18 protein-coding genes are annotated in these 23052 nt (G+C 62.0%); 12 read left to right on the top strand and 6 right to left on the bottom strand.

The window, feature by feature from the left end:
- The first annotated feature begins 7 nt into the window (after positions 1-7).
- The 6 genes from HAHE_RS16840 to HAHE_RS16815 all read left to right on the top strand — a co-directional run bounded on the left by HAHE_RS16840 (position 8) and on the right by HAHE_RS16815 (position 10978).
- Complete coding sequence (locus HAHE_RS16840) at positions 8-3655, top strand: hypothetical protein (protein WP_338686055.1); 3648 nt, start codon at positions 8-10, stop codon at positions 3653-3655.
- Between the two features lie 8 nt (positions 3656-3663).
- The gene (locus HAHE_RS16835; protein WP_338686054.1) at positions 3664-4317 is read left to right on the top strand and encodes a hypothetical protein; all 654 of its coding nucleotides are present in this window, start codon (positions 3664-3666) and stop codon (positions 4315-4317) included.
- Positions 4318-4435: 118 nt separating this feature from the next.
- On the top strand, positions 4436-6037 hold the full coding sequence (locus HAHE_RS16830) for an arylsulfatase (RefSeq protein WP_338686052.1): 1602 nt from the start codon (positions 4436-4438) through the stop codon (positions 6035-6037).
- 56 nt (positions 6038-6093) lie between these two features.
- Positions 6094-7476 (top strand): arylsulfatase, encoded by a 1383-nt coding sequence (locus HAHE_RS16825; protein WP_338686050.1) that lies wholly within the window; start codon positions 6094-6096, stop codon positions 7474-7476.
- On the top strand, positions 7473-9542 hold the full coding sequence (locus HAHE_RS16820; protein ID WP_338686048.1) for a beta-L-arabinofuranosidase domain-containing protein: 2070 nt from the start codon (positions 7473-7475) through the stop codon (positions 9540-9542). Before HAHE_RS16825 ends, HAHE_RS16820 begins: the two co-directional genes overlap by 4 nt.
- A gap of 8 nt (positions 9543-9550) precedes the next feature.
- On the top strand, positions 9551-10978 hold the full coding sequence (locus HAHE_RS16815) for a sulfatase (RefSeq protein WP_338686046.1): 1428 nt from the start codon (positions 9551-9553) through the stop codon (positions 10976-10978).
- A 32-nt stretch (positions 10979-11010) separates the two neighbouring features.
- Here HAHE_RS16815 and HAHE_RS16810 read toward each other — a convergent pair whose 3' ends face one another.
- The 5 genes from HAHE_RS16810 to HAHE_RS16790 all read right to left on the bottom strand — a co-directional run bounded on the left by HAHE_RS16810 (position 11011) and on the right by HAHE_RS16790 (position 16761).
- Positions 11011-13530 carry an ATP-dependent Clp protease ATP-binding subunit gene (locus tag HAHE_RS16810; RefSeq protein ID WP_338686044.1) on the bottom strand — a complete coding sequence of 840 codons (2520 nt, stop codon included), beginning with the start codon at positions 13528-13530 and terminating at the stop codon, positions 11011-11013.
- Positions 13527-14633 (bottom strand): protein arginine kinase, encoded by a 1107-nt coding sequence (locus HAHE_RS16805; protein WP_338686043.1) that lies wholly within the window; start codon positions 14631-14633, stop codon positions 13527-13529. Before HAHE_RS16805 ends, HAHE_RS16810 begins: the two co-directional genes overlap by 4 nt.
- 17 nt (positions 14634-14650) lie before the next feature.
- Complete coding sequence (locus HAHE_RS16800; RefSeq protein ID WP_338686041.1) at positions 14651-15169, bottom strand: UvrB/UvrC motif-containing protein; 519 nt, start codon at positions 15167-15169, stop codon at positions 14651-14653.
- Positions 15170-15237: 68 nt separating this feature from the next.
- Complete coding sequence (gene ilvE, locus HAHE_RS16795; protein ID WP_338686040.1) at positions 15238-16107, bottom strand: branched-chain-amino-acid transaminase; 870 nt, start codon at positions 16105-16107, stop codon at positions 15238-15240.
- 60 nt (positions 16108-16167) lie between these two features.
- Positions 16168-16761, bottom strand: a complete 594-nt coding sequence (locus HAHE_RS16790; protein ID WP_338686038.1) for a hypothetical protein — start codon at positions 16759-16761, stop codon at positions 16168-16170.
- A gap of 31 nt (positions 16762-16792) precedes the next feature.
- Here HAHE_RS16790 and HAHE_RS16785 point away from each other — a divergent pair, with 31 nt between their 5' ends.
- Positions 16793-17368, top strand: a complete 576-nt coding sequence (locus HAHE_RS16785; RefSeq protein WP_338686037.1) for a 5-formyltetrahydrofolate cyclo-ligase — start codon at positions 16793-16795, stop codon at positions 17366-17368.
- Positions 17369-17372: 4 nt separating this feature from the next.
- On the opposite strand, the gene HAHE_RS16780 is transcribed toward HAHE_RS16785, so the two are convergent.
- Positions 17373-17744 (bottom strand): ApaG domain, encoded by a 372-nt coding sequence (locus HAHE_RS16780; protein WP_338686036.1) that lies wholly within the window; start codon positions 17742-17744, stop codon positions 17373-17375.
- Between the two features lie 86 nt (positions 17745-17830).
- On the opposite strand from HAHE_RS16780, the gene thiD reads away from it, so the two are divergent.
- The 5 genes from thiD to pheT all read left to right on the top strand — a co-directional run bounded on the left by thiD (position 17831) and on the right by pheT (position 23025).
- Positions 17831-18628: a bifunctional hydroxymethylpyrimidine kinase/phosphomethylpyrimidine kinase gene (gene thiD, locus HAHE_RS16775; protein WP_338686035.1), complete on the top strand. Its 798-nt coding sequence runs from the start codon at positions 17831-17833 to the stop codon at positions 18626-18628.
- Positions 18629-18737: 109 nt separating this feature from the next.
- The gene (gene rpmI, locus HAHE_RS16770; RefSeq protein WP_338686034.1) at positions 18738-18947 is read left to right on the top strand and encodes a 50S ribosomal protein L35; all 210 of its coding nucleotides are present in this window, start codon (positions 18738-18740) and stop codon (positions 18945-18947) included.
- Between the two features lie 144 nt (positions 18948-19091).
- Positions 19092-19472: a 50S ribosomal protein L20 gene (gene rplT, locus HAHE_RS16765; protein ID WP_338686033.1), complete on the top strand. Its 381-nt coding sequence runs from the start codon at positions 19092-19094 to the stop codon at positions 19470-19472.
- A 136-nt stretch (positions 19473-19608) separates the two neighbouring features.
- Positions 19609-20625, top strand: coding sequence for a phenylalanine--tRNA ligase subunit alpha (pheS, locus tag HAHE_RS16760; RefSeq protein ID WP_338686032.1), 1017 nt, complete (start codon positions 19609-19611; stop codon positions 20623-20625).
- Between the two features lie 24 nt (positions 20626-20649).
- Entirely contained in the window at positions 20650-23025 is a 2376-nt protein-coding gene (gene pheT, locus HAHE_RS16755; RefSeq protein ID WP_338686031.1) for a phenylalanine--tRNA ligase subunit beta, read from the top strand.
- The last annotated feature ends 27 nt before the right edge of the window (positions 23026-23052 follow it).

Here is a 23052-nt window from a genome sequence, read left to right as displayed (position 1 = left end):
AAAACCCATGAAAAAATCCATCTCTTCGCCCCGGCGGCCTGCCGAGGCGGGGTTTGCGCTGATCGTCACGATTTCGCTGATGATTCTGCTGACCCTGCTTGCGGTCGGTCTACTGACCTTGTCTTCGGTATCGGTCCGCGGTAGCGGTCAGTCGCAAGCGATTGCCGAGGCCCGTGCCAATGCCCGAATGGCGATGATTCTCGCGATCGGCGAATTGCAGAAGCACGCCGGGCCTGACCAGCGTGTCACCGCCACCGGCGCGATCCTTGAGGACGGTTCAAGCCACCCCCACTGGACCGGGGTGTGGGAATCATGGAAAGCCGGCTCGGGGACACCGAGCGGCGGAGACGAACCCAGCGATCACGCCACCATTCCGACGAGCCTTAATCGGGGGATGAGCCCGAGTTACACGGACCGGCGCGAAGACCACTTCCGTTCGTGGCTGGTCTCGCTGACTCCCGGACAAGCCGCTGACATCGATCGGGCCCGGGGTTCCAGTTTGACCGGAAGCCCCTCCCCCAACTCCTCGGACAGCGCGGTCGAGCTCGTGAGCGAAGGAACGCTCGGCACCGGGAACTCGGGTGATCACGTTTACGCCGGACTGGTCAACGTGAAGCCGTCGGAAGACAGCCAAGGTCGATTCGGATGGTGGATCGGAGACGAGAGCACCAAGGCCCGGTTGCTGGAGGACCATGCGGCAGCTGCCGGTGCGCAATCGATCGCCAACCGGATCTTCCGGCATCAGGCGCCCGGCAACACCGGCCACGGCCTGCTCGAGGGCTTCGAGGGTGTCGGTGATTCCACCGAGTTCTCGCTGGCCTCGACCCGGCCGACGCTGGATCTGCTCGACGGCGTCGTGCCGGACGTCGCCCGCGGCCGGTTTCATGACGCGACACCGCATTCGTTCGGCCTGCTTTGCGATGTCCGCGAAGGCGGCATGAAGCGCGACCTCAGCGGCTTGCTCGACCAGCCCATCAATCTCCGGGACAAGAGCGATGATTTCATGCTCTACCGTTTCGGGCGCGATGAGGACCAGGTCCCGATCCAGGACCTCGCGGCCTACTACCAGTTGTATCGCGAACAGGTGCAGTTCTCGTCCCGAGAAGTCCGCCGCGGCATCCATGTGAAGAACCCGGACTTCGGGCAGGGAGGCGACGCCTTCCGGCGCGAATACACCAATCTGTATCGGCTCCCGGTGCCGATCAAGGTGCAGTTCCTCCTCAGCCTGATCGCCGAGCCGAGGACCGCCGACGAGAAACGCGCCAACCCGCGCAATCGCGATTCCCACAAGCTCAACGTCGGCATTTCCCCCGCCATCACCCTGTGGAATCCCTACAATGTTCCGCTTGCGATGAATCTCGGTCCATCGACCGCCACACAGTTCCGTTTCTTCAATCTGCCGATGGCGATCCGCTGGACCAAGGAGGGCAAGGGCTACACCAGCACGACGGCGAACTCCATCGCCTGGCTCGCGAACGGTGCTGCGGCAGGCGATCGCGATACGGGCTTCACCGTCTACTTTTCCGGAACCCGCGAAGTAATCTTCGAACCCGGTCAGGTCCGGGTATTCTCTCTCGCCAACACCAGTCTCCGCGAACTCAAGAACTCGGACACCTTCGTAGCCAACCGCGAGGTCGTTGCCGGCTGGAATCCGGAACGATACATCCGCCTGAAGCGCTCCGACCGCAGTCAGAACACCCAGCACATTGAGCCCCCAACCGGCAGCGGCGACGGCGCGCTGACCTTCAGCGCAAACGACCGGATCTCCTTTACCATCGAGCCGAACGAAACCAGGGACCTCGCCAATGGCAGCGCCCTGCAGTTCTTCAATCGCCAATCGAGTGTCGGCGGCGCGCAGCAATGGATGGCCCGGCAGTATCAACTGGTGAGCCGCCTCTCGGGAGCCAAATCGAACTTCAACCGGGACATGATGGAGCTCGGGATGCCGGAAGGCGAAACGAAGCTTGAGTATGAGGCGAAGAGCGGCCGGGAGATCATCGCCGGCACGATCCCCTTCCTTCTTGTGAACCTCACCGCCGGCTGCGAGACGAGCGAACTCAGCAACACCGGTCCCTACGGTGGCCGGCATTTCGCTTCCCGCCCCTTCCTCCATTCCAGCCCGGTGGTCGGCACCGTCTTCATGGACCGCGAGGATCCTGACGGACTCTACCAGCACGGCTGGAACTGGTGGGTGGAAGACGTGAACTCGGCTTTTGAGGCGAACATCAGCATCGACCGGTCGAACAACGGTTACTACGGCGGCGGCTACACCGCGGAATCCGGAGCCACCCACATCGTGCAGCAAGAAGTACCGGTCGCCCCACCGATCTCGATCGCCGCCCTCAGCCACGCCCAACTCGGTGGCTACAGCCTCGGCAACTCCTACCTCGGACCGGGTGCGAGCAACACGAGCAACAACTTCATCGAAGTGACCGCCAGCGGCCAAGGCGGACTGTTCCCCCACACGGTCCAGGCGATCGGCAACTCCTACGCCCATCCCCACCTCTCGGCTGATCGGGCCTACGGCACATGGCGACGTCACTACTCGGAGGACCAACGCCCGGTCAACGTGACCTTCGCCGACCATTCCTACCTCGCGAACAAGGCGCTGTGGGACGAATACTTCTTCTCATCGGTCGCCGACACCCGAGGCACTGCCTTCTCAAGAGGCACCTCGTCCGGAACGCCACTCCAGAATGCCCGCGAGTTCTTCTTCAATGGCGAACGGCTTCCCAACAGCCGCATGACTCCCTACCTGGGCGATCTCGACGAGGACGAGCTCAGGAGTTTCTTCGACCGGAACCTGACCAACGACAAAGGCATCGACCTGCTCTCCTCCCACATGATGGTGGAGGGTCCCTTCAACATCAACAGCACGTCGGTCGAGGCGTGGCGCGCCCTCTTCGCCAGCCTCAAGGGCAAGAACATCGCCTACCTCGACGCCGAGCGCTCGCTGTCGGGAACGATCGACCTTTCGGAAGAGACGCCCGACGGAACTCCGGTCGCATCCTTCTCCCTGCCGAACGGGGAATCCTACCGCGAATCGAGTGACGATCCGGCGGAGCCCGCACAATGGCGGAGCTGGCGGGAGCTGACCGACGACGAGATCGACGAACTCGCAGAAGCAATGGTCCGGCAGGTCCGCCTGCGCGGTCCCTTCCTCTCTCTCTCGGAGTTCATCAACCGACGTCTCGACGGATCCGACAAGGAGCTCGCCCTGAAGGGAGCGCTGCAGGCAGCCATCGACGATCCTTCGGTCTCGATCAACGAGGGCTTCCGGTCGGCCAGCCGCACACTCGACCCGGCCGAGACGTCGGACATGCGACCCGCTTTCCCCGAAGCTCTCGAGGGGCCGGTCGCTTATGGTAGCGCCGCCTATGTGGATCAGGCCGACATCCTCCGCGGACTCGCCGGACAACTGACCCCGCGGGGCGACACTTTCGTCATTCGCACCTATGGCGACTCGCTCGATGCCTCCGGCAAGGTCCGGGCCCGGGCGTGGTGCTCGGCCGTTGTCCAACGGGTCCCCGATTATCTCGACGGAGGCGACGACGACCACCTCAAGCATTCGGAACTCCAGTCCGACAACAACCGCCAGTTCGGCCGGCAATTCCACATCGTCAGCTTCCGCTACCTTCAAGCCTCGGAGATCTGAGTCCGTTCATGAAAACCCTCATCGCACTGCTCCTTCTCACCGCCTTCGTCTCCGCGCAGGAAGGCAAGGTTTCGCTCAGATTCATCACCTTCCCCCGCGTGAAGGACGCCGGCCCGATCGAACTGCTTACCGGCAAGTCCGTTGTCCAACTCACCCCGCCGTCCAATCGCCTGTCGGATCCGGTCGAAGTCGCTGCGCAGGACCGCTGGCGCTTCGGCAAGAGCACGGAGGAGGACGGAAAACCTGCGTTCGATGACTGGGGAACCTGCAATGCGGGCAATGCCCGGAACCAGATCGTGATGCTGCTCCGAAAGGGACCGGCCAACGAGGACGGGTTCCACGTGGTCTGCCTCGACGACGGCCCCAAGCACTTCAAGCAGCGCCAGATGTTCTTCATGAACCTATCGCGGCAGCCGATCGCGGGAGAGGTCGGTTCGGTGAAATTCGCTTTGAAGCCCGGCGATCAAACCATCATTTCCCCAAAGCCGGACAAGGGTGAGGAGCTCTGCCATGCCACTCTGCTTCTCGAGCGGAAGAAAGGCTGGCACCCGTTCCTTTCCAGTAACTGGCCACTGACCAAGCAGACCCGCGGACTCATTTTCATCTACAACGACCCCCGGACGGCGAAGCTGCGCCTCCATACGATCCGCGACTTCCTCTGACGTTCTCCGATCGTCATGCCCCGGTGGATAATCCGGGAACACCGCCAGCGGGTGCCAAATCTCCCCGGTGACACCGATGTCCACCGCCGCTTCCGATTCCCGTTCCCCGTTTGCCACGATGTCGTACCCGTTGGCGATCCTGACGGCCCTCATGGTCACCCTCGCGCCAGCCTCTTTTGCGAAGCCGAATCTTCTGCTCATTCTCGCCGACGACCTCGGATTCTCGGACCTCGGCTGCTACGGCTCAGGAATCGCCACCCCGAATCTCGATCGCCTTGCCGCCGAAGGCCTGCGTCTTTCCAACTTTCATAATACGGGAAGATGCTGCCCCTCAAGGGCAGCGCTGATGACCGGAGTCTATCCTCACCAGGCGGGAGTCGGCCACATGCTGGGCCAGACGGACTTCCCCTCCTACGGGAAAGGGATCCGCGAGGATGTGGCGACGCTTCCGGAACTCCTGAAGAAGGAGGGGTACCATACCTTCATGTCCGGCAAATGGCACCTCGGATGGGAGGATACCTACTCACCGGACAATAGGGGGTTCGCTCGCTTCTTCGGATCGAGGGGCTACGTCGACTCCTACTTTACCGTCGTTCCTCGAACCGACATCTACCTGGACGACAAGGTCATCCTGCCGGCCGGCGAGCAAGCGACGAATCCGCTTCATCCGGATCGCGAGTTTTACACCACCGACACCTACACGGACTACGCGATCCATTTCATCGACCAGCATCTGGACCACTCTCCGGAACAACCGTTCTTCGGGTATCTCGCCTACAACGCCCCCCATTTCCCGCTCCATGCGAAACCGGAGGACACCGCCAAATACCGGGGCCGTTTCCGGGAACACGGCTGGGCACCGCTCCGACAGGATCGACTCAAGGGTCTGAAACGCGCCGGACTCCTCCCGGAAGAAACCCGAATCTCAAAACGGGATTCCCCGGACTGGGCCTCGCTGTCCGACGAGGTGAAGGACGAGTTGGATCTCAAGTTCGCACTCTACTGCGCCATCATCGACCGCCTCGACCGCACCATCGGCCGCGTCCTGGAGCACCTCGAAAGCAAGGGCGCGCTTGACAACACCCTCGTCGTTTTCATCTCCGACAACGGCTCTACCAAGGAAACCGGGATGTTCGGAATCGGCGGCCACAAGGTCAACCCGGGCAACTACGAGGATTGGGGTAGGAAAGGCGGCTGGACGTCATCGCTGGGCCAGGGATGGGCTAACGTGGCGAATACTCCCTACCGGCGCTACAAGCGTGAAGTGTTTCGTGGCGGCACCGCCAGTCCGGCGATTTTCTGGGCGGGAGAGAAGGTATCGGCGCGGCCGGCTGCGAACACGGTCAGCCACCAGGTCGCCCATATCATCGACCTCCTACCCACCTTTGTCGAAGTTGCGGGAGCAAGCGCACCGGACACCGAAGGCGAGTCGCTTGTTCCGGTCCTTCGCGGTGACGGCATCGGATCACGCACCCTCTTCTGGGAACACGAAGGCAACCGGGCGATCCAAGATGGCAAATGGAAGCTGGTGGCAAGCCGCGAGGAGGACTGGCAACTCCATGACCTGTCCGAAGATCCATCGGAACTCCATGATCTGTCCGAAATGGCCAAAGACCAGCGACTGGAACTGGAGAGCAAGTGGCAAGCATGGGCCGATCGTGTCGGAGTCCGGCCGTGGCCCGAGGTCGCCAAGAGTCTGGCGAAACACCGAAAGCCTTGATGTCCGGCTTGAAAACGATTTCCCGGATTCCCTCCTCCCACCGCTGGAGAAGAAGCGTGCGTCACATTGCTTTGGCATTTGCCGCGGTGTCGACCACCGCATCCGCCGAGCCTCCCTCGATCCTTCACATCATTGCTGACGATCTCGGCTGGAATGACGTCGGCTTCCACGGAAGCGAGATTCCGACCCCGAACATCGACCGGCTTTCGAAGCAGTCCGTCGTCTTCAACCGGTTCTACGTGTCGCCGATCTGCTCCCCCACCCGTGCTGGATGCCTGACCGGACGCTACCCTTTCCGCTTCGGCATTTGGAATGGCGTTTGCAACCCGCAATCACGCCACGGCTTGCCCGGAGACGAACTCACGATTGCGGAGTGGCTGGGAGAGCATGGCTATCGTCATCGGGGTCTGATCGGAAAATGGCATCTGGGGCTCGCCTCCACCAGGTTCCACCCGCTCGAGCACGGCTTCACCGAGTTCCTCGGGCACTACAACGGTGCCATCGATTACTTCAGCCACGAGCGCCATGGGGAACTGGACTGGCACAGGAATCATGAAAGCCTCCGCCAGGATGGATACTCAACCGACCTTCTTGGCGACGCGGCAGTCGAGTTCGTAACCAATCGCCCAACCCCGTTCCATCTGCTCGTCGCATTCAACGCCCCCCATTCCCCGTTGCAGGCGAAGCGTGATGATCTCGACGCAGTCGGTTTCGATTCCGCAGGTCCGCGATGTCCGAATACCGACAAGGGAATCGCGAAGCGGGAATCCGCACCGGATTACGGCGAGGAGGGCAAGGGCAACACGAAGCGCCAGACCTTCGCCGCGATGACCCGGTCGATGGACGAGAACATCGGACGAATCCTCGACGCCTTGGACCGCCGGAACATCGCCGACAACACCCTTGTCGTTTTCCATAGCGACAACGGCGCCGACCCGAAGCACGGCGGCAGCAACCAGCCTCTCCGCGGAAACAAATTCACGACTTGGGAGGGCGGTGTGCGGGTGGTTGCCCTGGCAAGATGGCCCGGCAAGTTCGATAAAGGGAGCCGCTTTGGCGGCCCGGTATGCTATCTCGACCTTTTCCCCACATTCGCCACGGCCACCGGAAGCACAGCTCCTGAAGGGCTTGATGGAACGGACCTCCTGCCTGCTTTGACGGGCCGCGGGGCGCTGCCGAAGCGTGAGATTCTCCTTGGCAAAGACACCGTGATCTCGGGCGAATGGAAGCGACGGGGAGACCAGCTCTTCGACGTGGAATCCGACCCTGAGGAATCCCATAACGTTGCGGACCTGCATCCACAGATCTTCACCCGACTCGGAAGCCGCCTCGCCCGATTCACCCGTCTCTCGGGACCGCCGGTCGAATCCTCCGCCACGAGAACCGGCTCGTGGCCACCCATTGACTGGAAGTTGCCTGAAGAACCCCCAAGCCCATGAAAGCCTACCTTGCTCCGTTCATCGCCCTTCTTCCGATACTCGGCACGGCCAAGCCCGTTGGCCCACTTTTCAATCGGGAACCGCTTGCAGACAAGCCGTTCTCCGAGCTCCCGCTGGGCTCGATCCAACCGCACGGATGGCTCAAGGACGAACTCGAGCGAATGGCGAACGGAATGACCGGCCACCTCGACGAATGGTATCCGGAAGTCTGCGGGGACCGGAATGCCTGGCTTGGGGGTGACGGTGATACATGGGAGCGTGGCCCCTACTGGATCGACGGACTCTACCCTCTGGCCCGACTTCTGAATGACGAAGCGCTCCAAGCGAAAGCCCAGAGATGGATCGAATGGACTTTGGCGAACCAGCGCGAGGACGGATACATCGGTCCCACCGAACTCTCCAACAACGAGCGCAGCGGGCCACCCCCGTCCGGAGCTCAAATCCTGGAGCCGGATGACTGGTGGCCCCGAATGGTGATGCTGAAGATCTTGCAGCAACACTACTTGGCCACCGGGGATTCACGGGTGATCGATTGCATGCGGCGCTATTTCCGTTACCAACTGAGGACACTACCGGAGGCTCCACTCCACGACCCTGGCAATCCGAAGAGCGGATCCTGGTGGGCCGCCCAAAGAGGAGGTGAGAACCTGATGGTGGTTCTGTGGCTCTACAACGTCACCGGCGATGCCTTCCTGCTCGAACTGGGACACCTGATTCACGAACAGACCGTTCCCGTCACCGAATGGTTCTCTCCGGGGCCTCAGAACCATATCCAGATCCGAGCCGACCAGGACCGACCTGCCCTGCACTGCGTCAATCTCGCCCAGATGATGAAGACGCCCACGATCCGTTGGCAGCAGGACAAGGATCCTCTCCATCTGAAAGCCACCGAGAACGCGTTCTCCGACATTCGAACCTTTCACGGTCAGCCGAACGGTCTCTACGGAGGGGACGAGGGAATGCACGGCGACGCTCCGGACCGCGGCTCGGAACTTTGCTCCGCAGTCGAGATGATGTTCTCGCTTGAGAAAATGTTCGAGATCACCGGGAACCCGCTTCATGGAGACCGTCTCGAGCGGATCGCGTTCAACGCACTGCCCACCCAATGCACCGACGACCATCGCTCCCGTCAGTATTTCCAGCAAACCAACCAGGTGCTGGTCGACCACGGAGATCGTGACTTTTTCAACGACGGCGGAGACCGCCTCGTTTACGGACTTCTTCAGGGCTACCCCTGCTGCACCTGCAACCTGCATCAGGGTTGGCCGAAGTTCACGCAGCACCTCTGGATGGCATCACAGGACCGGGGTATCGCGGCTGTCGCCTACGCTCCGTCCTCGGTCACCGCAAAGGTAGCCGACGGGAAGGAAATCAAGATCACCCAGTCAGGTGACTACCCGTTCCGGGAAACGGTAGTGATGACGGTTCATACCCCTGCTCCCGTCGATTTTCCACTGCACCTCCGGATCCCAGCCTGGGCTCCGACCGCCGAACTGACGGTCAACGGGGATACGCTCGCAGCTCCGAAGCCGGGAACCATGCACCCGCTCAAGCGGAAGTGGAAGGATGGCGACGAGATCCGGTTGCGCCTCCGCATGCCGGTGCGCATCACCCGTTGGTTCGCCAACTCGAGAACAGTCGAGCGAGGACCTCTGGTTTTCGCCCTCGATGTTAAATCGAGTAAGAAGGATGTCGTACAAACCGCGCCGGTAAATGTCCCCGACTCCGCCCCTCATCGCGGTTACCTCGAGTTTCGGCCTGACAGCCCATGGAACTATGCACTCCATGCCTCAGTCATCCGCCAACCCGCTCGGCACATCCGCTTCGAGTTCGCGGATTCCGTCGCTTCGAATCCATGGACTTCCGAAACCGCACCGTTGAAGTTGAAGACCAACGGAATTCGACTTCCCTACTGGACGATGGCCCGCCACTCGGCGGCACGGCCTCCGCAAAGCCCCGCGGAGCTGCCCGAGGGAGCGGAGCCCGAACCGATCACCTTGATCCCCTACGGAGCCACCACGCTACGCATCACGGAGTTCCCTTGGGTAGGACCGAAACGACGCTAGCCGGCCCGATGATGAAACCTCTCACTCTCGTCATGGCCCTGTTGGGCACCGGATCGGCCTTCGCCGCCGCACCGAACTTTGTTTTCTTCATCACTGACGACATCAGCCCGGCGGATCTCGGCATCTACGGGAACCGGAAGGTCCACACCCCGAACCTCGATCGGATCGCCCGAAAAGGGCTCGTTTTCGACAATGCCTACCTGACGATCTCCTCGTGCTCGCCCAGCCGGTGCTCCATCATCACCGGACGCTATCCTCACAACACCGGGGCTCCGGAGCTGCACCTCCCCTTACCCTCCGGGCAGCGGACGTTTGTCCAGGAGCTTCGCGAGGCAGGATACCACACGCTCCTGTCGGGAAAGAACCACATGGCGAAGCCGGACCAACTCGGCTTCGCCATGGCATCGGACAGCGGTCCATCCGGGTCCGAGAACTGGATCCGGCATCTCCGCGAGCGTCCGAAGGACCAGCCGTTCTTCTTCTGGTTCGCATCCCACGATGCCCATCACCCGTTTCAGCAGAACGCTCAGGCACCGATCTACGACCCCGCCGACGTGCCGGTTCCACCCATGCTCGCCGACGGACCGCTCACCCGCAGAGAACTCGCGAACTACTACCATGAGGTCAGCCGTACGGATACCTACGCCGGAAGAATCATCGATGAGCTCGAGCGTCAGGGAATCCTGGACAGCACCTATTTCATCTATTGCTCCGACAACGGCAGGCCGTTCCCGAGATGCAAGACCTACCTGTACGACAGCGGCATCCGAACGCCCCTTCTTGTCGTCGGTCCAAGGGTCGCTACCGGGCGGACGAAGTCGCTCGTCTCATCAATCGACTTCTCAGCAACGATACTTGACCTCGCCGACATCCCCATTCCCGAAACCGTGCAGGGCGCGAGCTTTCGCACGACGCTCTCCGACCCGACCTACAGCCATCGGGACGTCGCTTTCGCCGAACGAAACTGGCATGTTTTTCAACTGCACGAACGAGCCGTCCGCTCCGGAAAGTGGCTCTACATCCGCAACTGGTGGCCCGCGCGCCACAACGTAAGCGGTGAGAGCGCTTCATTCAGGTTCGGCGCCGTCCGCGAACTTTGGGAGCTTGCGGCACAGGGCGAACTGAGTCCGGGCCAAGCCCTGCTCACCGTCACCCCTCAACCTCCCGAGTTACTTTTCGATGTCGAGGCCGACCCCTTCCAAATGGTCAACCTAGCGGGCGAAACGAATCACTCCGACACCCTGCGGCGGATGAGATTGCTCGTTGAACAGTGGATCGAAGAAACCGGCGACAGCGTGCCAGCAAACCCAACGCCCGACCGACAACCGCTTCACCAATCCGATCAGCAGGCCAAGATCCGTCGCGGTGACCTGCCGGGAGCCGACAAGGGGGCCGAACGAATCAATCGACCGGGTCCAATCCGCACGGACCACTGAGCAGCCTGGGCGAGGTCGGTTGCCGTGCGATCCTAAACCCCCGCCTCGTCGGGTTCGGCTTTGGTCTCGACCGGTTCGAAGATCAGCTTCTCGCTACCCTCGGGGCATAGCACGCGGATCGAGTCGCCCGCTTTGACATCCCCGCGAAGGAGAGCCTCGGCAAGTGGATCCTCAAGATACTTCTCGACTGCACGACGCATCGGACGGGCGCCGTAGCTCGGATCGTAACCCTTGGTGACCAGCAGATCGCGGGCGGTGGAGTCGAGCACCATCGTGATCTCCTTCTCGAGCAGGCGTGCCGAGAGTTTCGTCACCTCGAGGTCGACGATCTTGTCGAGGTCCTTCTTCTCAAGCATGTGGAAGACGACCAACTCATCAAGCCGGTTCAGGAACTCGGGCCGGTAGTGTTTCTTCGACTCTTCGAGAATCTTTTCCTTCATCCCCTCGAAGTCCGCCTCGTCCTCGGCCATCGCACCGAAACCGAGCGCCGTCTGACGCTTCACGGTCGAGGCTCCGACGTTCGAGGTCATGATGATGATCGTGTTGCGGAAATCGATCTTCCGTCCGAGTGAATCGGTCACCATCCCTTCTTCGAGAATCTGCAAGAGCAGGTTCATCACATCCGGATGGGCCTTCTCGATTTCGTCGAACAGCACGACGGAGTACGGGCGGCGGCGGACGGCCTCGGAGAGCTGACCGCCCTCCTCATAACCGACATAGCCGGGAGGCGAGCCGATCAGGCGACTCGACGTGAACTTCTCCATGTATTCGGACATGTCGATCTGGATCAGGGAATCCGGATCGCCGAACATGAACTCGGCAAGATTGCGCGCGAGGTAAGTCTTGCCGACACCGGTCGGGCCGAGGAACAGGAACGAACCGATCGGACGGCGAGGATCCTTGAGATCCGCACGAGAACGACGCAGTGCCTTGGAGATGGCGATCACCGCCTCATCCTGCCCGATCACACGTCCGCGCAGGTCTTCCTCCATCTTCAGAAGCTTGGCGGCTTCCTTCTGCTCCATCCGCTGGAGCGGAACGCCGGTCCACTTTGAAACGACGGCCATGATTTCGTCCTCACCGACATCGACCACCGTCTCCTCGGAGGTTGATCGCCAATCGTTGATGATCTGCTCGAGTTCCTTCTTCGCGTTCTTTTCCTGATCCCGAAGCGCCGCAGCCTTTTCGAAATCCTGTTCGCCGATCGCGGCGATCTTGTCGCGGTTGATCTGCTCGATCGTCTCCTCGAACTCCTTGATCGACGGCGGCCGGGTCATCTGTCCGATCCGGGCACGCGCGCCGGCTTCGTCGAGAACATCGATCGCCTTGTCCGGCAGATACCGTCCGGTCAGGTAGCGCGCGGTAAGACGCACCGAGGCTTCGATGGCCTCGGGCGAATACTTCGCCTTGTGGTGGGTCTCGTACTTCTCCTGGAGCCCCTTCATGATCTCGATCGCATCGTCGATCGAAGGTTCCTCGACCTTGACCTGCTGGAAGCGGCGCTCGAGGGCGGCGTCCTTCTCGATGTACTTGCGATACTCGTTGAGAGTCGTCGCGCCGACGACCTGAAGCTCCGAACGCGAAAGGGCGGGCTTGATGATGTTGGAAGCGTCCATCGCGCCTTCGGCCGATCCCGCACCAACGATGGTGTGCAGCTCGTCGATGAAGAGGATGACGTTCTTCACCTTCTTGATCTCATCCATCACCGCCTTGATGCGTTCCTCGAACTGACCGCGGTATTTGGTTCCGGCGACCATCAGTGCGAGGTCGAGGGTGATGACCCGCTTCTCACGGAGAATCTCGGGCACGTTGCCATTGGCGATCTCCTGGGCAAGACCTTCGACGATCGCGGTCTTGCCGACACCGGCCTCGCCGATCAGCACCGGGTTGTTCTTCGTCCGGCGGCAAAGGATCTGGATCACACGTTCGATCTCACCTTCTCGGCCGATCACCGGATCCAGTTCGCCATCGGTGGCGAGCTTCGTCAGATCGCGACCGAAAGCACGCAGCGCGGGGGTCTTGGTCTTGCCCTCGCCACCACCACCTTCGGCTTCGGGACCCTCGTCCTCGAACACATCCAAATCGTCGTCGTCCTCATCCTCTCCGTCCGGATTGAAGTTCGGATCGATCTCCGCGAGGATCTCGTTGCGGGTGCGCTGGATATCGACCTCCATGCGGCGCAGCACGCGAGCGGCCACGCCCTCACCCTCGCGAAGCAGGCCGAGCAGGATGTGCTCGGTGCCGACGTAGCTGTGGTTGAGCGCCTTCGCCTCCTTGTTGGCCAGCGCCAGAACCTTCTTCACCCGGGGAGTGTAAGGGATGCTGCCGGAGACCTTCTGGCCATTCCCGGTGCCCACTTCCTTTTCGACCTCCATGCGCACGGTCTCGAGGTCGAGTCCCATCCGTTCGAGCACATTGACCGCGACCCCTTGGCCCAACTTGATAAGCCCGAGCAGGAGGTGCTCGGTGCCGACGTAGCTGTGGTTGAACCGGTCCGCTTCCTTGCGGGCGAGGGCGAGGACTTGCTGCGCTCTTGGGGTGAAGTTATTCATGCGATGCCGAGGTCTGGGGAGGTGTCGTCTTCTCCTCCGGTTTTCTTGATGAAACGAATATCAGGGGGTTGGAGGGTTTGCAACCGGGAGCGGATGATTTCCGCCCGGATTGCGTCGCGTTCTTCGGGGGAAAGCTTGCTGCCGTTGTGGACCTGAAGGTGCGCCGGCTGGATCTCCATCAGCAATTCGTCGCACAACGCCACCGTTTCCCCGGGCAAAAACCCGAGGTCTCCGCCGAGCCGGAGCAGCGACAGGTGGTTCAGCGCTTCCTTCGAATCGATGATCCATGCGTGTTTCAGCACACCATAACCCCGGCCGATCTTGTCGCAAACCATGTCGGGGTCATCTTCGAGCAGTTTTTCACGGGCATTCCGCTCGTGCTTGGCGACCTGCGCGATCACCCGCTCGAGACGGCGCAGAATCGTCGCTTCGCTTTCGCCCAGAGTCGACTGGTTGGAAATCTGGAACAGGTTCCCGAGCGATTCGGTCCCCTCACCGAAAATCCCGCGCACGGCGAGACCGATCTTGTTCACCGCCTGGAGCACCTGACCGATCTGATCGCTGATCACCAACGCCGGCAGATGCAACATGGAGGACGCTCGCATTCCGGTGCCCAGATTGGTCGGACAGGTTGTCAGGTAACCTAGAGCGGGATCAAAGGCATACTCAACCGCACCGGCGACTTCGTCGTCGAATTCGCTCAGGGTTTCGTAGGCCGCCGTGAGGTCGAGTCCCGGACGGATCGATTGCATCCGCAGGTGGTCCTCCTCGTTGATCATCACCGAGATCGATTGCCGACGCTCGATAACCACCGCGCTGCCTTCGCCGCGTGCGGCGTGTTCACGGCTGATCAGGTGGCGCTCGACCATCACCTGCTTCTGAACCGAGCTCAGCGACTCCAGCGGCTTCGAGAACCCGTCCTTCATGCAATCGAGGGCCTCGACGCATGGAAGCAATTCCTCAAGCACCTCCTGCCGCTGCCCTTTCTTGGCCCAACCGGGAAACGGAACGTTTGCCAGATTGCGGGCGAGTCGGATCCGTGAAGTCAGCACGACCGCATTGTCGGCCCCCTTGCCCGTCATCCAATCGGCAGGGTGCTTCATCAATGTCGCGAAACGCATCATGGCTCGGTCTCCTCCAAGGCGACTTCGATTTGCCGGATCTCGTCCCGCAAGCCGGCCGCCTCTTCGTAATTCTCCGCAGAAATCGCGTGATCGAGCCGCTCCCTCAGTTCCGTCAGCCGGAGTTTCCGCTGACGCATCTCCATCAGTCCGTCGGGGACCTTGCCGCAGTGGGTCGCCCCCTTGTGCATGCCGCGGATCATGTCGTTCACCTCGTCACGGAAAGCGACGTAGCAGTTGCCACACCCGAAACGTCGAATTCGCTTCAAATCCTCGAGCGTGAATCCGCACTCCGGGCAGCTCCGCCCCTTCGAAACCGATGGCTTCGGAGGCAGGACTGACGGCGTCTTTCCGACGGTTCCGTCCCCGAGGAGCATGTCGGCCAAAGCGAAGCCGGTGGGATCCGTCACACCGCTCTGCGCCGCACATTCATTGCAAAGCGCGACTTTCTTCACCTGACCACCCACCAATTGGGTCAAGTGCACCTTCGCCGGCTTGCCGCATTTGTCGCAATCCATGAACACCCCCAAGCTAAGGAGGGTCGGCGGGAATGCGAAACGAAAACCATTCCCGCACCCTGAAAAAGTCAGTCAATCGGGGTGCCGCTGGTCTGGGTCAGCTCGCGGAATGCCGCGAGGAATCGCTCACTGAACGGCCCGGGGCAGGCATTCCCGATTTCGCGACCGTCCAAAGAGGCTACCGGAATCACTTCGGCAGCCGATCCGGTCAGGAAACATTCGTCGGCCGTGAAGATATCGTAGCGGGTCAACGACGCCTCACGAACCGGCACATCGAGCTGGTCCGCCAACTCGAGAATCACGCGTCGCGTGATACCGTCGAGCGCGCCGTCCGATACCGGCGGCGTGCAAAGCACTCCGTCGCGGATCAGGAACAGGTTGTCGCCGGTGCACTCGGCGACGTAACCCTGCTCGTTGAGCATCACCCCCTCCATCGCACCGGCCTGGATCGCTTCGACCTTGGCCATCACGTTGTTGAGGTAATTCAGCGACTTCACCTGAGGCATCAACGCACCCGGAGCCGGACGCCGCGTGGCGCAGGTCGCGACCGCCATGCCCTCGCGGTAACACTCTTCAGGATAGAGCGTGATCGTCGATGCGATGATGAACATGCTCGGCTTCTCGCAAAGATGCGGATTGAGCCCGAGCCCGCCGGTTCCCCGGGTCACCACCAAGCGGACGTAGCCGTCGTCGAGATCGTTGGCACGGATGGTTTCAAGGACATGACGGCAAACATCCTCACGGCTCCACGACATTTTCAGCAGGATTGCCTTGGCTGAAGCGAACAGACGGTCGATGTGCTCTTCCAAGCGGAAGACGCGGCGATTGTAGAAGCGAAGGCCTTCAAAGACGCCGTCGCCGTAGAGCAGTCCGTGGTCGAAAACGGAGATCTTCGCCTGCGTTTCATCGACCAGTTCACCATCGAGCCAGATTTTCATGAATGTCCGGCCGCAGACTACGGCCCGGCCGACGGCTGGCAAGTGTCCGCTGTGCCCGAATCAGGGCAGCTCCGGATCGGGCGTTTCGACGGGTTCGGGAGCGGGTTTCACATCCGTCACGTCGTTCCAGTCGATGCGTCCGTGATCCAGACGCTGGATCTCGCTGGCATAGACCACGTCCTCGTTCCTCGGGTCGAACTCGGCGGCGAGCTCAACGAACATTCTGGCCAGCAATTGGTCGTCCGCGCCCCCTTGCTGGCGAAGCATTTGTGCGCGGGTGTAGAGCAACCGGGCCAGCACTTCCGCGCTGTAGTCGCTTTCCACCTTCTCCGGCACCATGCCGCGCGACAGCTGGTAGTTGGCGACCAACGCCTTCTTGTTCCTCGGCGACAGGTGGAGAGAAACCGCAAGCAGCCGTCTCGCCTCCGCGAGGGAGGCCACCGAGGCCTTGGCGTCGGCAACGCGGTTGATCGCATACGTCGCGAGATTCGTCGCGTACTCCTCCCTCTCGCGATCCAGCATTCCGAGCTCGTCGGTGAACAGTCCCGCACCGACTTTCGGTGGCTGCCATTGGAAGGCCGGCTTCTCGTCAGCCCGAAGCGCCGGCAAAGAGATCGCCAACGAAAGAATCACCACTTGCCCGAACCGGATCACGATTTCTATCGTTCCCCCCTCACTTCCCGGAATGCAAGCGGCAACTCCCTCATCGGACGACGACAAATCCACGTGGCGCCGGTGGCTTCGCGAACGCTTGCGTGCCGTCGTCGGACCCTCGGATCAATCCTTGGCGATCCGGACCCATCTTGAGGCGGCGCTCGCCGCGTCCGCACCTCTGAAGATCGCCACCTTCGCCGCGTTGCCGGGAGAACCGGAGCTGACGCCCTGCCTCTCCGCCGCAGCGGTCCACCTCTGGCACTTCCCGCGGGTCGACGGCGACTGCCTGCGGTTCTACCGGGTGGACGATGCCTGCCAGCTTGAACCGGGAGCCTACGGAATTCCCGAGCCATGTCAGGAATCGGAGGAAGTCCCGGTTGGCGAGTTCGATTGGATTCTCTGCCCGGGGCTTGGATTCGGACGAGACGGCTCGCGACTCGGACGAGGGAAAGGCTACTATGATCGTGCTTTAGCGGGCGCCCGCCCGGACGCGTGGCTCATCGGAACCGGCTTCGAGGAGCAGTTCGTGGAGGCACTGCCCTGCGAGGACCACGACCTACCGATGACCCACGCGCTCAGGCCGCGCGGATTCACCCCAATCCGCTGAGGGATCAGGCCCAGCCCGGCACCTCGAGCCGGAACTCCGGGATCCGGGTGAAGACCCACTCCCCGCTTTCCGTCCTGCCAAAAAACGCTCCCTCGACGACGGCGTTCACACCCGTCACATGGTAGCTGTTGTAGGAGAAATGTTCACCCGGCGAGAGAGAGGGCGTTTGCCCCACCACACCGTCGCCCTCGACGACCGCCATTTCTTCACCCTCCTGCACCACCCACTTGCGCCCCTCAATCGTTACCCGCTCGTCCGACTCGTTGTGGATCGAGATGAAATAGACAAACGGATGCGGCTTGTCCGCGGGCGCATCGAGAGTCGGCATGTAGATCACGTCGTCGACACTCACCCTCAGTTCCTTGAGTTCCCGCATTGGCGGGCATTTCAGGTTTCACCGGCCGGAATGCCAAATCCGAAATTCGCGGTTTCTCCGGAGACCAACGCGGGTATCGTTGCTCCATGGCCTCATGCCCGATCGCCCTGACCATCGCCGGCTCCGACAGCTCGGCGGGTGCAGGTCTGCAGGCCGATCTCAAAACTTTCCAGCACTTCGGGGTATTCGGCCTCACCGCCGTCACCTGCGTGGTAGCGGAAACCCCCCATCAGGTGCGATCCATCCACCCCGTGCCGCCGGCGGTTCTCCAGGATCAGATCCTTCTGTTGCTTGATCGCTATCCGGTAGCCGCCATCAAGACCGGGATGCTCTTCTCCAAGCCCCATGTCGTGGCGGTAAGCGAGATCCTTGCCCGGTATCCGGATATTCCCTTGGTGGTCGACCCGGTGATGATCGCGTCGACCGGGGATCCACTGCTTGAGAAAGACGCGATCGCCGCTTACCGCGACCGCCTGCTGCCCCGGGCGTCCCTCATCACTCCAAACCTCGATGAGGCTTCGGTGTTGTGCCGTGAGTCCTTACAAAGCGAGGAAGACATCGAACGGGGAGCCCGGATGCTTTCCGAGACTTTCGGCACGGACGTCCTGCTGAAAGGCGGCCACCTGCCCGGTACCGAATGTGCCGATTTCCTTCTGGCGCAGGGCTCAGGAAGTTGGTTCCGGAGCCCGCGTCTCGAGACAGCGGCCGGCCACGGCACCGGTTGCACGCTGTCTGCGGCCGTGACCGCGGGTTTTGCCCAAGGAATGGATGCCGCTGAGGCCGTCGCGCGAGCCAAGCGCTTTCTCGACCAAACCCTCTCGGAAGCCTTGGAATTCGGGCAAATCGCCATGCTCAACCAAGGCACGACCTTCCCCAAAGCCTGAAGCTGCCCGAAATCTGTCGGATCCGGCCGATTTTGCCGGCCAAATTGCCTGTCAGAATCCCCTACTTTTGCCTTGCCAACCCCGGGCCAGCTCCTAGTTTCGCCGCCCCATGGCTCGAACCGCAGGAAAAGCAAAGACCCGTAAGGCTGTCGCCAAGCGCTTCAAGGTGACTGGCACCGGGAAGGTCCTGCGCCGGAAACAGGGCAAGCGGCACTTGCTTCAAAACAAGAACCGCAAGCGCAAGCGTAACCTCGGAAAGGTGACGCTCGTTTCCGACGCCGACATCAAGAACGTGAAGGAAAACCTTCCCTTCGCCTGAACCTCGATTCGCAGCGACACAACCACGCCCCCGTCCGCGTCTCGGACGGCCTCCATCGCAGCCTGACCCGCAAGGGTACGAACGGACTGGCGAGACTGCGGGAGGAAGATATAACCAACGGCTCGTCCGACCCGAAACCGAAACATGCCACGCGCAACCAACAGCCCGGCCTCCCGCGCCCGACGCAAGCGCGTCCTGTTGCGTGCGAAGGGCTTCCGCGGATTCCGCTCGAAGCTCTACCGCTACGCCAAGGATGCGGTCCGCAAGGCCCACACCTATGAATACCGTGACCGCAAGAAGCGGAAGGGACAGTTCCGCCGTCTCTGGATCCAGCGCATCAGCGCCGCGACCCGGAACGAAGGCCTGACCTACTCCCGCTTCATCGAGGGACTCAATGCAGCCGGCATCGAAGCCGACCGCAAGATCCTCGCCGACCTTGCCGTGCATGATGCCGAAGCCTTTTCGGCCATCATCGAGCAAGCGAAGGCCGGTCTCGAAAAGAAGAAGAGCGAAGCCGCTGCCTGAGGCGCCTTCCAGCAAGCTTCTCCCGAACGCCGCCCGGCCTCCGCGCCCGGCGGCGTTTTTCGTACCATCCAACCAACTTCGGCCTCCCGCCCCATTGACCGCAGGCCACCCACCCGCTATTCCCGCCCCGCCGCCCATGAAGGACCAGATCGAAGCCACCCAGACCGAGGCTCTCGCCCGCATCGAAGCCGTCGCGGACATCCGCAGCCTGGAGGACGCCCGCGTGGGCATTCTCGGCAAACAGGGAAGCCTGACCAAGCTTTCCGCAGGGATGCGCGACGTGCCGAAAGAGGAGAAAGCCGAGGTGGGCCAGCTGTTGAATGCCGCCCGGCAGGCGATCACGGGCGCGCTTGAAGGCAAGAAGGAGGCGCTCCAGTCCGAGGCCGACGCCAAGGCTCTGGCCGGCATCGATCTGACGCTTCCTGCCCGCTCCCTGCACACCGGGTCACTCCATCCGCTCACCCTGATCCGGGACGAGGCGGTCGGCATTCTCCGGAGGATGGGCTTCGCCCTCGCCGATGGCCCCGAGATCGAGGACGAGTTTCACTGTTTCGACGCCCTCAACACGCCTGCCGATCACCCGGCCCGGAACGAGAAAGACACCTTCTACTTCGACTCGGGCAAATTGTTGCGCACGCACACCTCCAGCGTCCAGGTGCGGACGATGGAGGCCGAAGCGCCACCCATCCGCATCATCGCCCCGGGCTCCGCCTATCGCAGGGACGAGATCGACGCGACCCACCTGTCGGTCTTCAACCAACTCGAGGGACTCTACGTCGATACCGATGTGTCGCTCGGCGATCTCAAGGGGACGCTCGAGTATTTCTTCCACGAGCTTTTCGGCTCCGCGACCGAGGTCCGTTTCCGGCCTCACTTCTTCCCGTTCACCGAACCCAGCTTCGAAATCGACGTCAAACTCCACGCCAAGGGCCAGGCCCCGAAGTGGATTGAGGTCGCCGGTTGCGGCATGGTTGACCCGGCTGTTTTCGATGCCATCGGAGCATCCCGCAACGACGACGCCTACTCGCCTGAGAAAGTCACCGGCTTCGCCTTCGGAATGGGCCTCGACCGCCTCGCGATGATCCGCTGGGGCATCAAGGACATCCGCCTCCTCATCGAAAACGACACCCGTTTCCTCAAGCAGTTCGCCTGATCCCCCAACGGACTCTCCAACGTCATGAACGTTTCACTCAATTGGCTCGCCACGCACGTCGACCTCAAGGGCAAGACGCCCGAGGAACTCGATCAACTCCTGACCTTCGCAGGGGTGGAGGTGGAGGACATCCGCGTCACCGGGGTGCCGTCGGACAAGATCGTCGTCGCCCAGATCAAGGAAGCGGTCCAGCACCCGAATGCCGACAAACTGAAGGTCACCCAGGTCGATGCCGGCGAAGGTGAACTGCGGCAGATCGTCTGCGGCGCGAAGAACTACAAGGTCGGCGACAAGGTACCCTGCTGTCTGCCGGGAACCGACTTGGGCGGTTTTGTCATCGGCGAAACGAAGATGCGGGGCGTGGAGTCCAAGGGAATGCTCGCGGCCGCATCCGAGATCGGTCTCACCGATGTCGAGGACGGGTTGATGATTCTGTCCGAAGAGGCCGAGATCGGGCGGCCGGTGCGGGAGCTTTTCGATCGCGATGTGCTTCTTGAGGTCGAAGTCACACCAAACCGCCCCGACCTGCTCAGCCACTACGGGATGGCCCGCGAGATGGCCACGCTGCTCGAAGTCCCGCTCAAGGAACTTGAAGTCCCGGAGCGGAAAGCGACCACCAGCAGCGGAGTCCGGATCGAGGCGGAGGACGCCTGCCCCTACTACACGGCCGTCCGGATTTCCGGAGTCACGGTAGCGGAGAGCCCCGCATGGCTGAAAGAGCGGCTCGAATCGATTGGGCTGCGTCCGATCAACAACGTCGTCGATATCACCAATTTCGTCCTCCACGAAACGGGGCAACCACTCCATGCGTTCGATGCCTCCAAGGTGTCCGGCGATCTGGTGGTGCGCCTCGCCAATGATAGCGAATCGTTCGCCGCTCTTGACGGTGAGTCCTACGATTTGCAGCCGGACGACTGCGTCATCTCGGATGATGCCGGGGCCGCCCTGGCCTTGGGTGGTGTGATGGGCGGCAATGACAGCGGAGTCACTGAGAGCACCAGCGACGTCCTCCTCGAGTCCGCCTACTTCACCCCACCGGGGATCCGGCGCACCTCGCGCCGGACCGCTTTGTCTTCGGATTCCTCCTACCGGTTCGAACGCGGTGTCGATCCGGCCGGGGTCGTTTCGGCATCCGCATTCGCCGTTAAGCTGATCCTTGAGATCGCCGGCGGCTCCGCGGCGGCCGAAACCATGGTCGCGGGAAGCCCCCCCCAGCTCACCCAGCCGGTCGCGCTCGACCTTGCCCGACTCGACCAGTTGACCGGCTCGAGCATTTCCCATGATGACGCCGCGACGATCCTGACCCGCCTCGGGCTGACCCGAGGTGACGACGGCCGCTGGTCGGTGCCGTCGTTCCGTGCCGACCTCCAGCGCCATATCGACCTCGTCGAAGAGATCGTGCGCGTGCGGGGTCTCGATGCGGTGCCCTCGCGCCTCCGCGGAACCTTCGTTCCCTCCAGTCCGGTGGACAGTGACTACGACGCCGACATGCGGCTCCGGCACCGTCTGGCCGGACTTGGTTTCAACGAGTGCCAGACGATCAAGCTGATCTCGGATTCGCAAGTCTCGGACGCGTTGCCAATCAAACCACTCCGGGAGGGCGACACGATCCGGGTCAGCCTGCCGCTCAGCGAGGACCATGCGGTTCTCCGTCCCAGCCTCGTTCCCGGCCTGATCGCATCGGCCGAACGGAACATCCGTCAGGGCAGCCCGAGCCTACGGCTCTTCGAGATGGGTCGCTTCTTCCGCAACGCGGGTGGTGGAAAGGCCACGGATCTCGAAGCGGAAAGCCTCGCCATCCTGGTTTCCGGAGAACGGCAGCCGTCGGCATGGACGGGCGAAGGCGAGGCCGCCGACCTCTACGACCTCAAGGCGGTGATTCAGGCCCTGCTTCCGGGCAGCACACTCCAGTTCGCGCCTCGCGAGCGCGAGGGATTTGTCCTTGGGGCCGACATTCAGGCAGAAGGGCAGAACATCGGTTCGTTCGCCATGCTGTCGCCTTCGCGCCAACGTTCGATCGACGCTGCGACGCCGGTCTTCGTGGCCGATCTCGATTTGGCCAAGCTGCGCAAGCTTTCGGCGGTCTCGACCGATATCACCGAACTCCCCCAATTCCCGGGCTCAAGCCGCGACGCCGCGATCGATGCTCCCGCCGATCTCCCGAATGCCGAGATTGAGAAGACCCTCGGCAAGAGCAAGGAGCCGCTTCTCGTCGGTTTCGAGTGCTTCGACGTATTCCGGGATCCGAGCGGCGAGAAGCTTGCCGCCGACCGCAAGTCCATCGCCTACCGGATGCTCTACCGCGCCAGCGACCGGACGCTCAAGACGCAGGAGGTCGATGCGGCCCACGAGGCGATCCTCAAGCAGCTTGAGAAGTCGCTGCCGGTCCGCTTCCGTTGAACCCGATCGTCAAGCGGAGAAAGCCCC

Source organism: Haloferula helveola (genome assembly GCF_037076345.1).
GTDB classification, from domain to species: domain Bacteria; phylum Verrucomicrobiota; class Verrucomicrobiia; order Verrucomicrobiales; family Akkermansiaceae; genus Haloferula; species Haloferula helveola.
This window is presented reverse-complemented; position numbering and strand designations above follow the sequence as displayed.

Bases quoted from the DNA above. Each gene is read 5' to 3' on its own strand.
- HAHE_RS16840 (WP_338686055.1), top strand. From the start codon at position 8: ATGAAAAAATCCATCTCTTCGCCCCGGCGGCCTGCCGAGGCGGGGTTT.
- HAHE_RS16835 (WP_338686054.1), top strand. From the start codon at position 3,664: ATGAAAACCCTCATCGCACTGCTCCTTCTCACCGCCTTCGTCTCCGCG.
- HAHE_RS16830 (WP_338686052.1), top strand. From the start codon at position 4,436: ATGTCGTACCCGTTGGCGATCCTGACGGCCCTCATGGTCACCCTCGCG.
- HAHE_RS16820 (WP_338686048.1), top strand. From the start codon at position 7,473: ATGAAAGCCTACCTTGCTCCGTTCATCGCCCTTCTTCCGATACTCGGC.
- HAHE_RS16815 (WP_338686046.1), top strand. From the start codon at position 9,551: ATGATGAAACCTCTCACTCTCGTCATGGCCCTGTTGGGCACCGGATCG.
- HAHE_RS16810 (WP_338686044.1), bottom strand. From the start codon at position 13,530: ATGAATAACTTCACCCCAAGAGCGCAGCAAGTCCTCGCCCTCGCCCGC.
- HAHE_RS16805 (WP_338686043.1), bottom strand. From the start codon at position 14,633: ATGAAGCACCCTGCCGATTGGATGACGGGCAAGGGGGCCGACAATGCG.
- HAHE_RS16800 (WP_338686041.1), bottom strand. From the start codon at position 15,169: ATGGATTGCGACAAATGCGGCAAGCCGGCGAAGGTGCACTTGACCCAA.
- ilvE (WP_338686040.1), bottom strand. From the start codon at position 16,107: ATGAAAATCTGGCTCGATGGTGAACTGGTCGATGAAACGCAGGCGAAG.
- HAHE_RS16785 (WP_338686037.1), top strand. From the start codon at position 16,793: ATGCAAGCGGCAACTCCCTCATCGGACGACGACAAATCCACGTGGCGC.
- HAHE_RS16780 (WP_338686036.1), bottom strand. From the start codon at position 17,744: ATGCGGGAACTCAAGGAACTGAGGGTGAGTGTCGACGACGTGATCTAC.
- thiD (WP_338686035.1), top strand. From the start codon at position 17,831: ATGGCCTCATGCCCGATCGCCCTGACCATCGCCGGCTCCGACAGCTCG.
- rpmI (WP_338686034.1), top strand. From the start codon at position 18,738: ATGGCTCGAACCGCAGGAAAAGCAAAGACCCGTAAGGCTGTCGCCAAG.
- rplT (WP_338686033.1), top strand. From the start codon at position 19,092: ATGCCACGCGCAACCAACAGCCCGGCCTCCCGCGCCCGACGCAAGCGC.
- pheS (WP_338686032.1), top strand. From the start codon at position 19,609: ATGAAGGACCAGATCGAAGCCACCCAGACCGAGGCTCTCGCCCGCATC.
- pheT (WP_338686031.1), top strand. From the start codon at position 20,650: ATGAACGTTTCACTCAATTGGCTCGCCACGCACGTCGACCTCAAGGGC.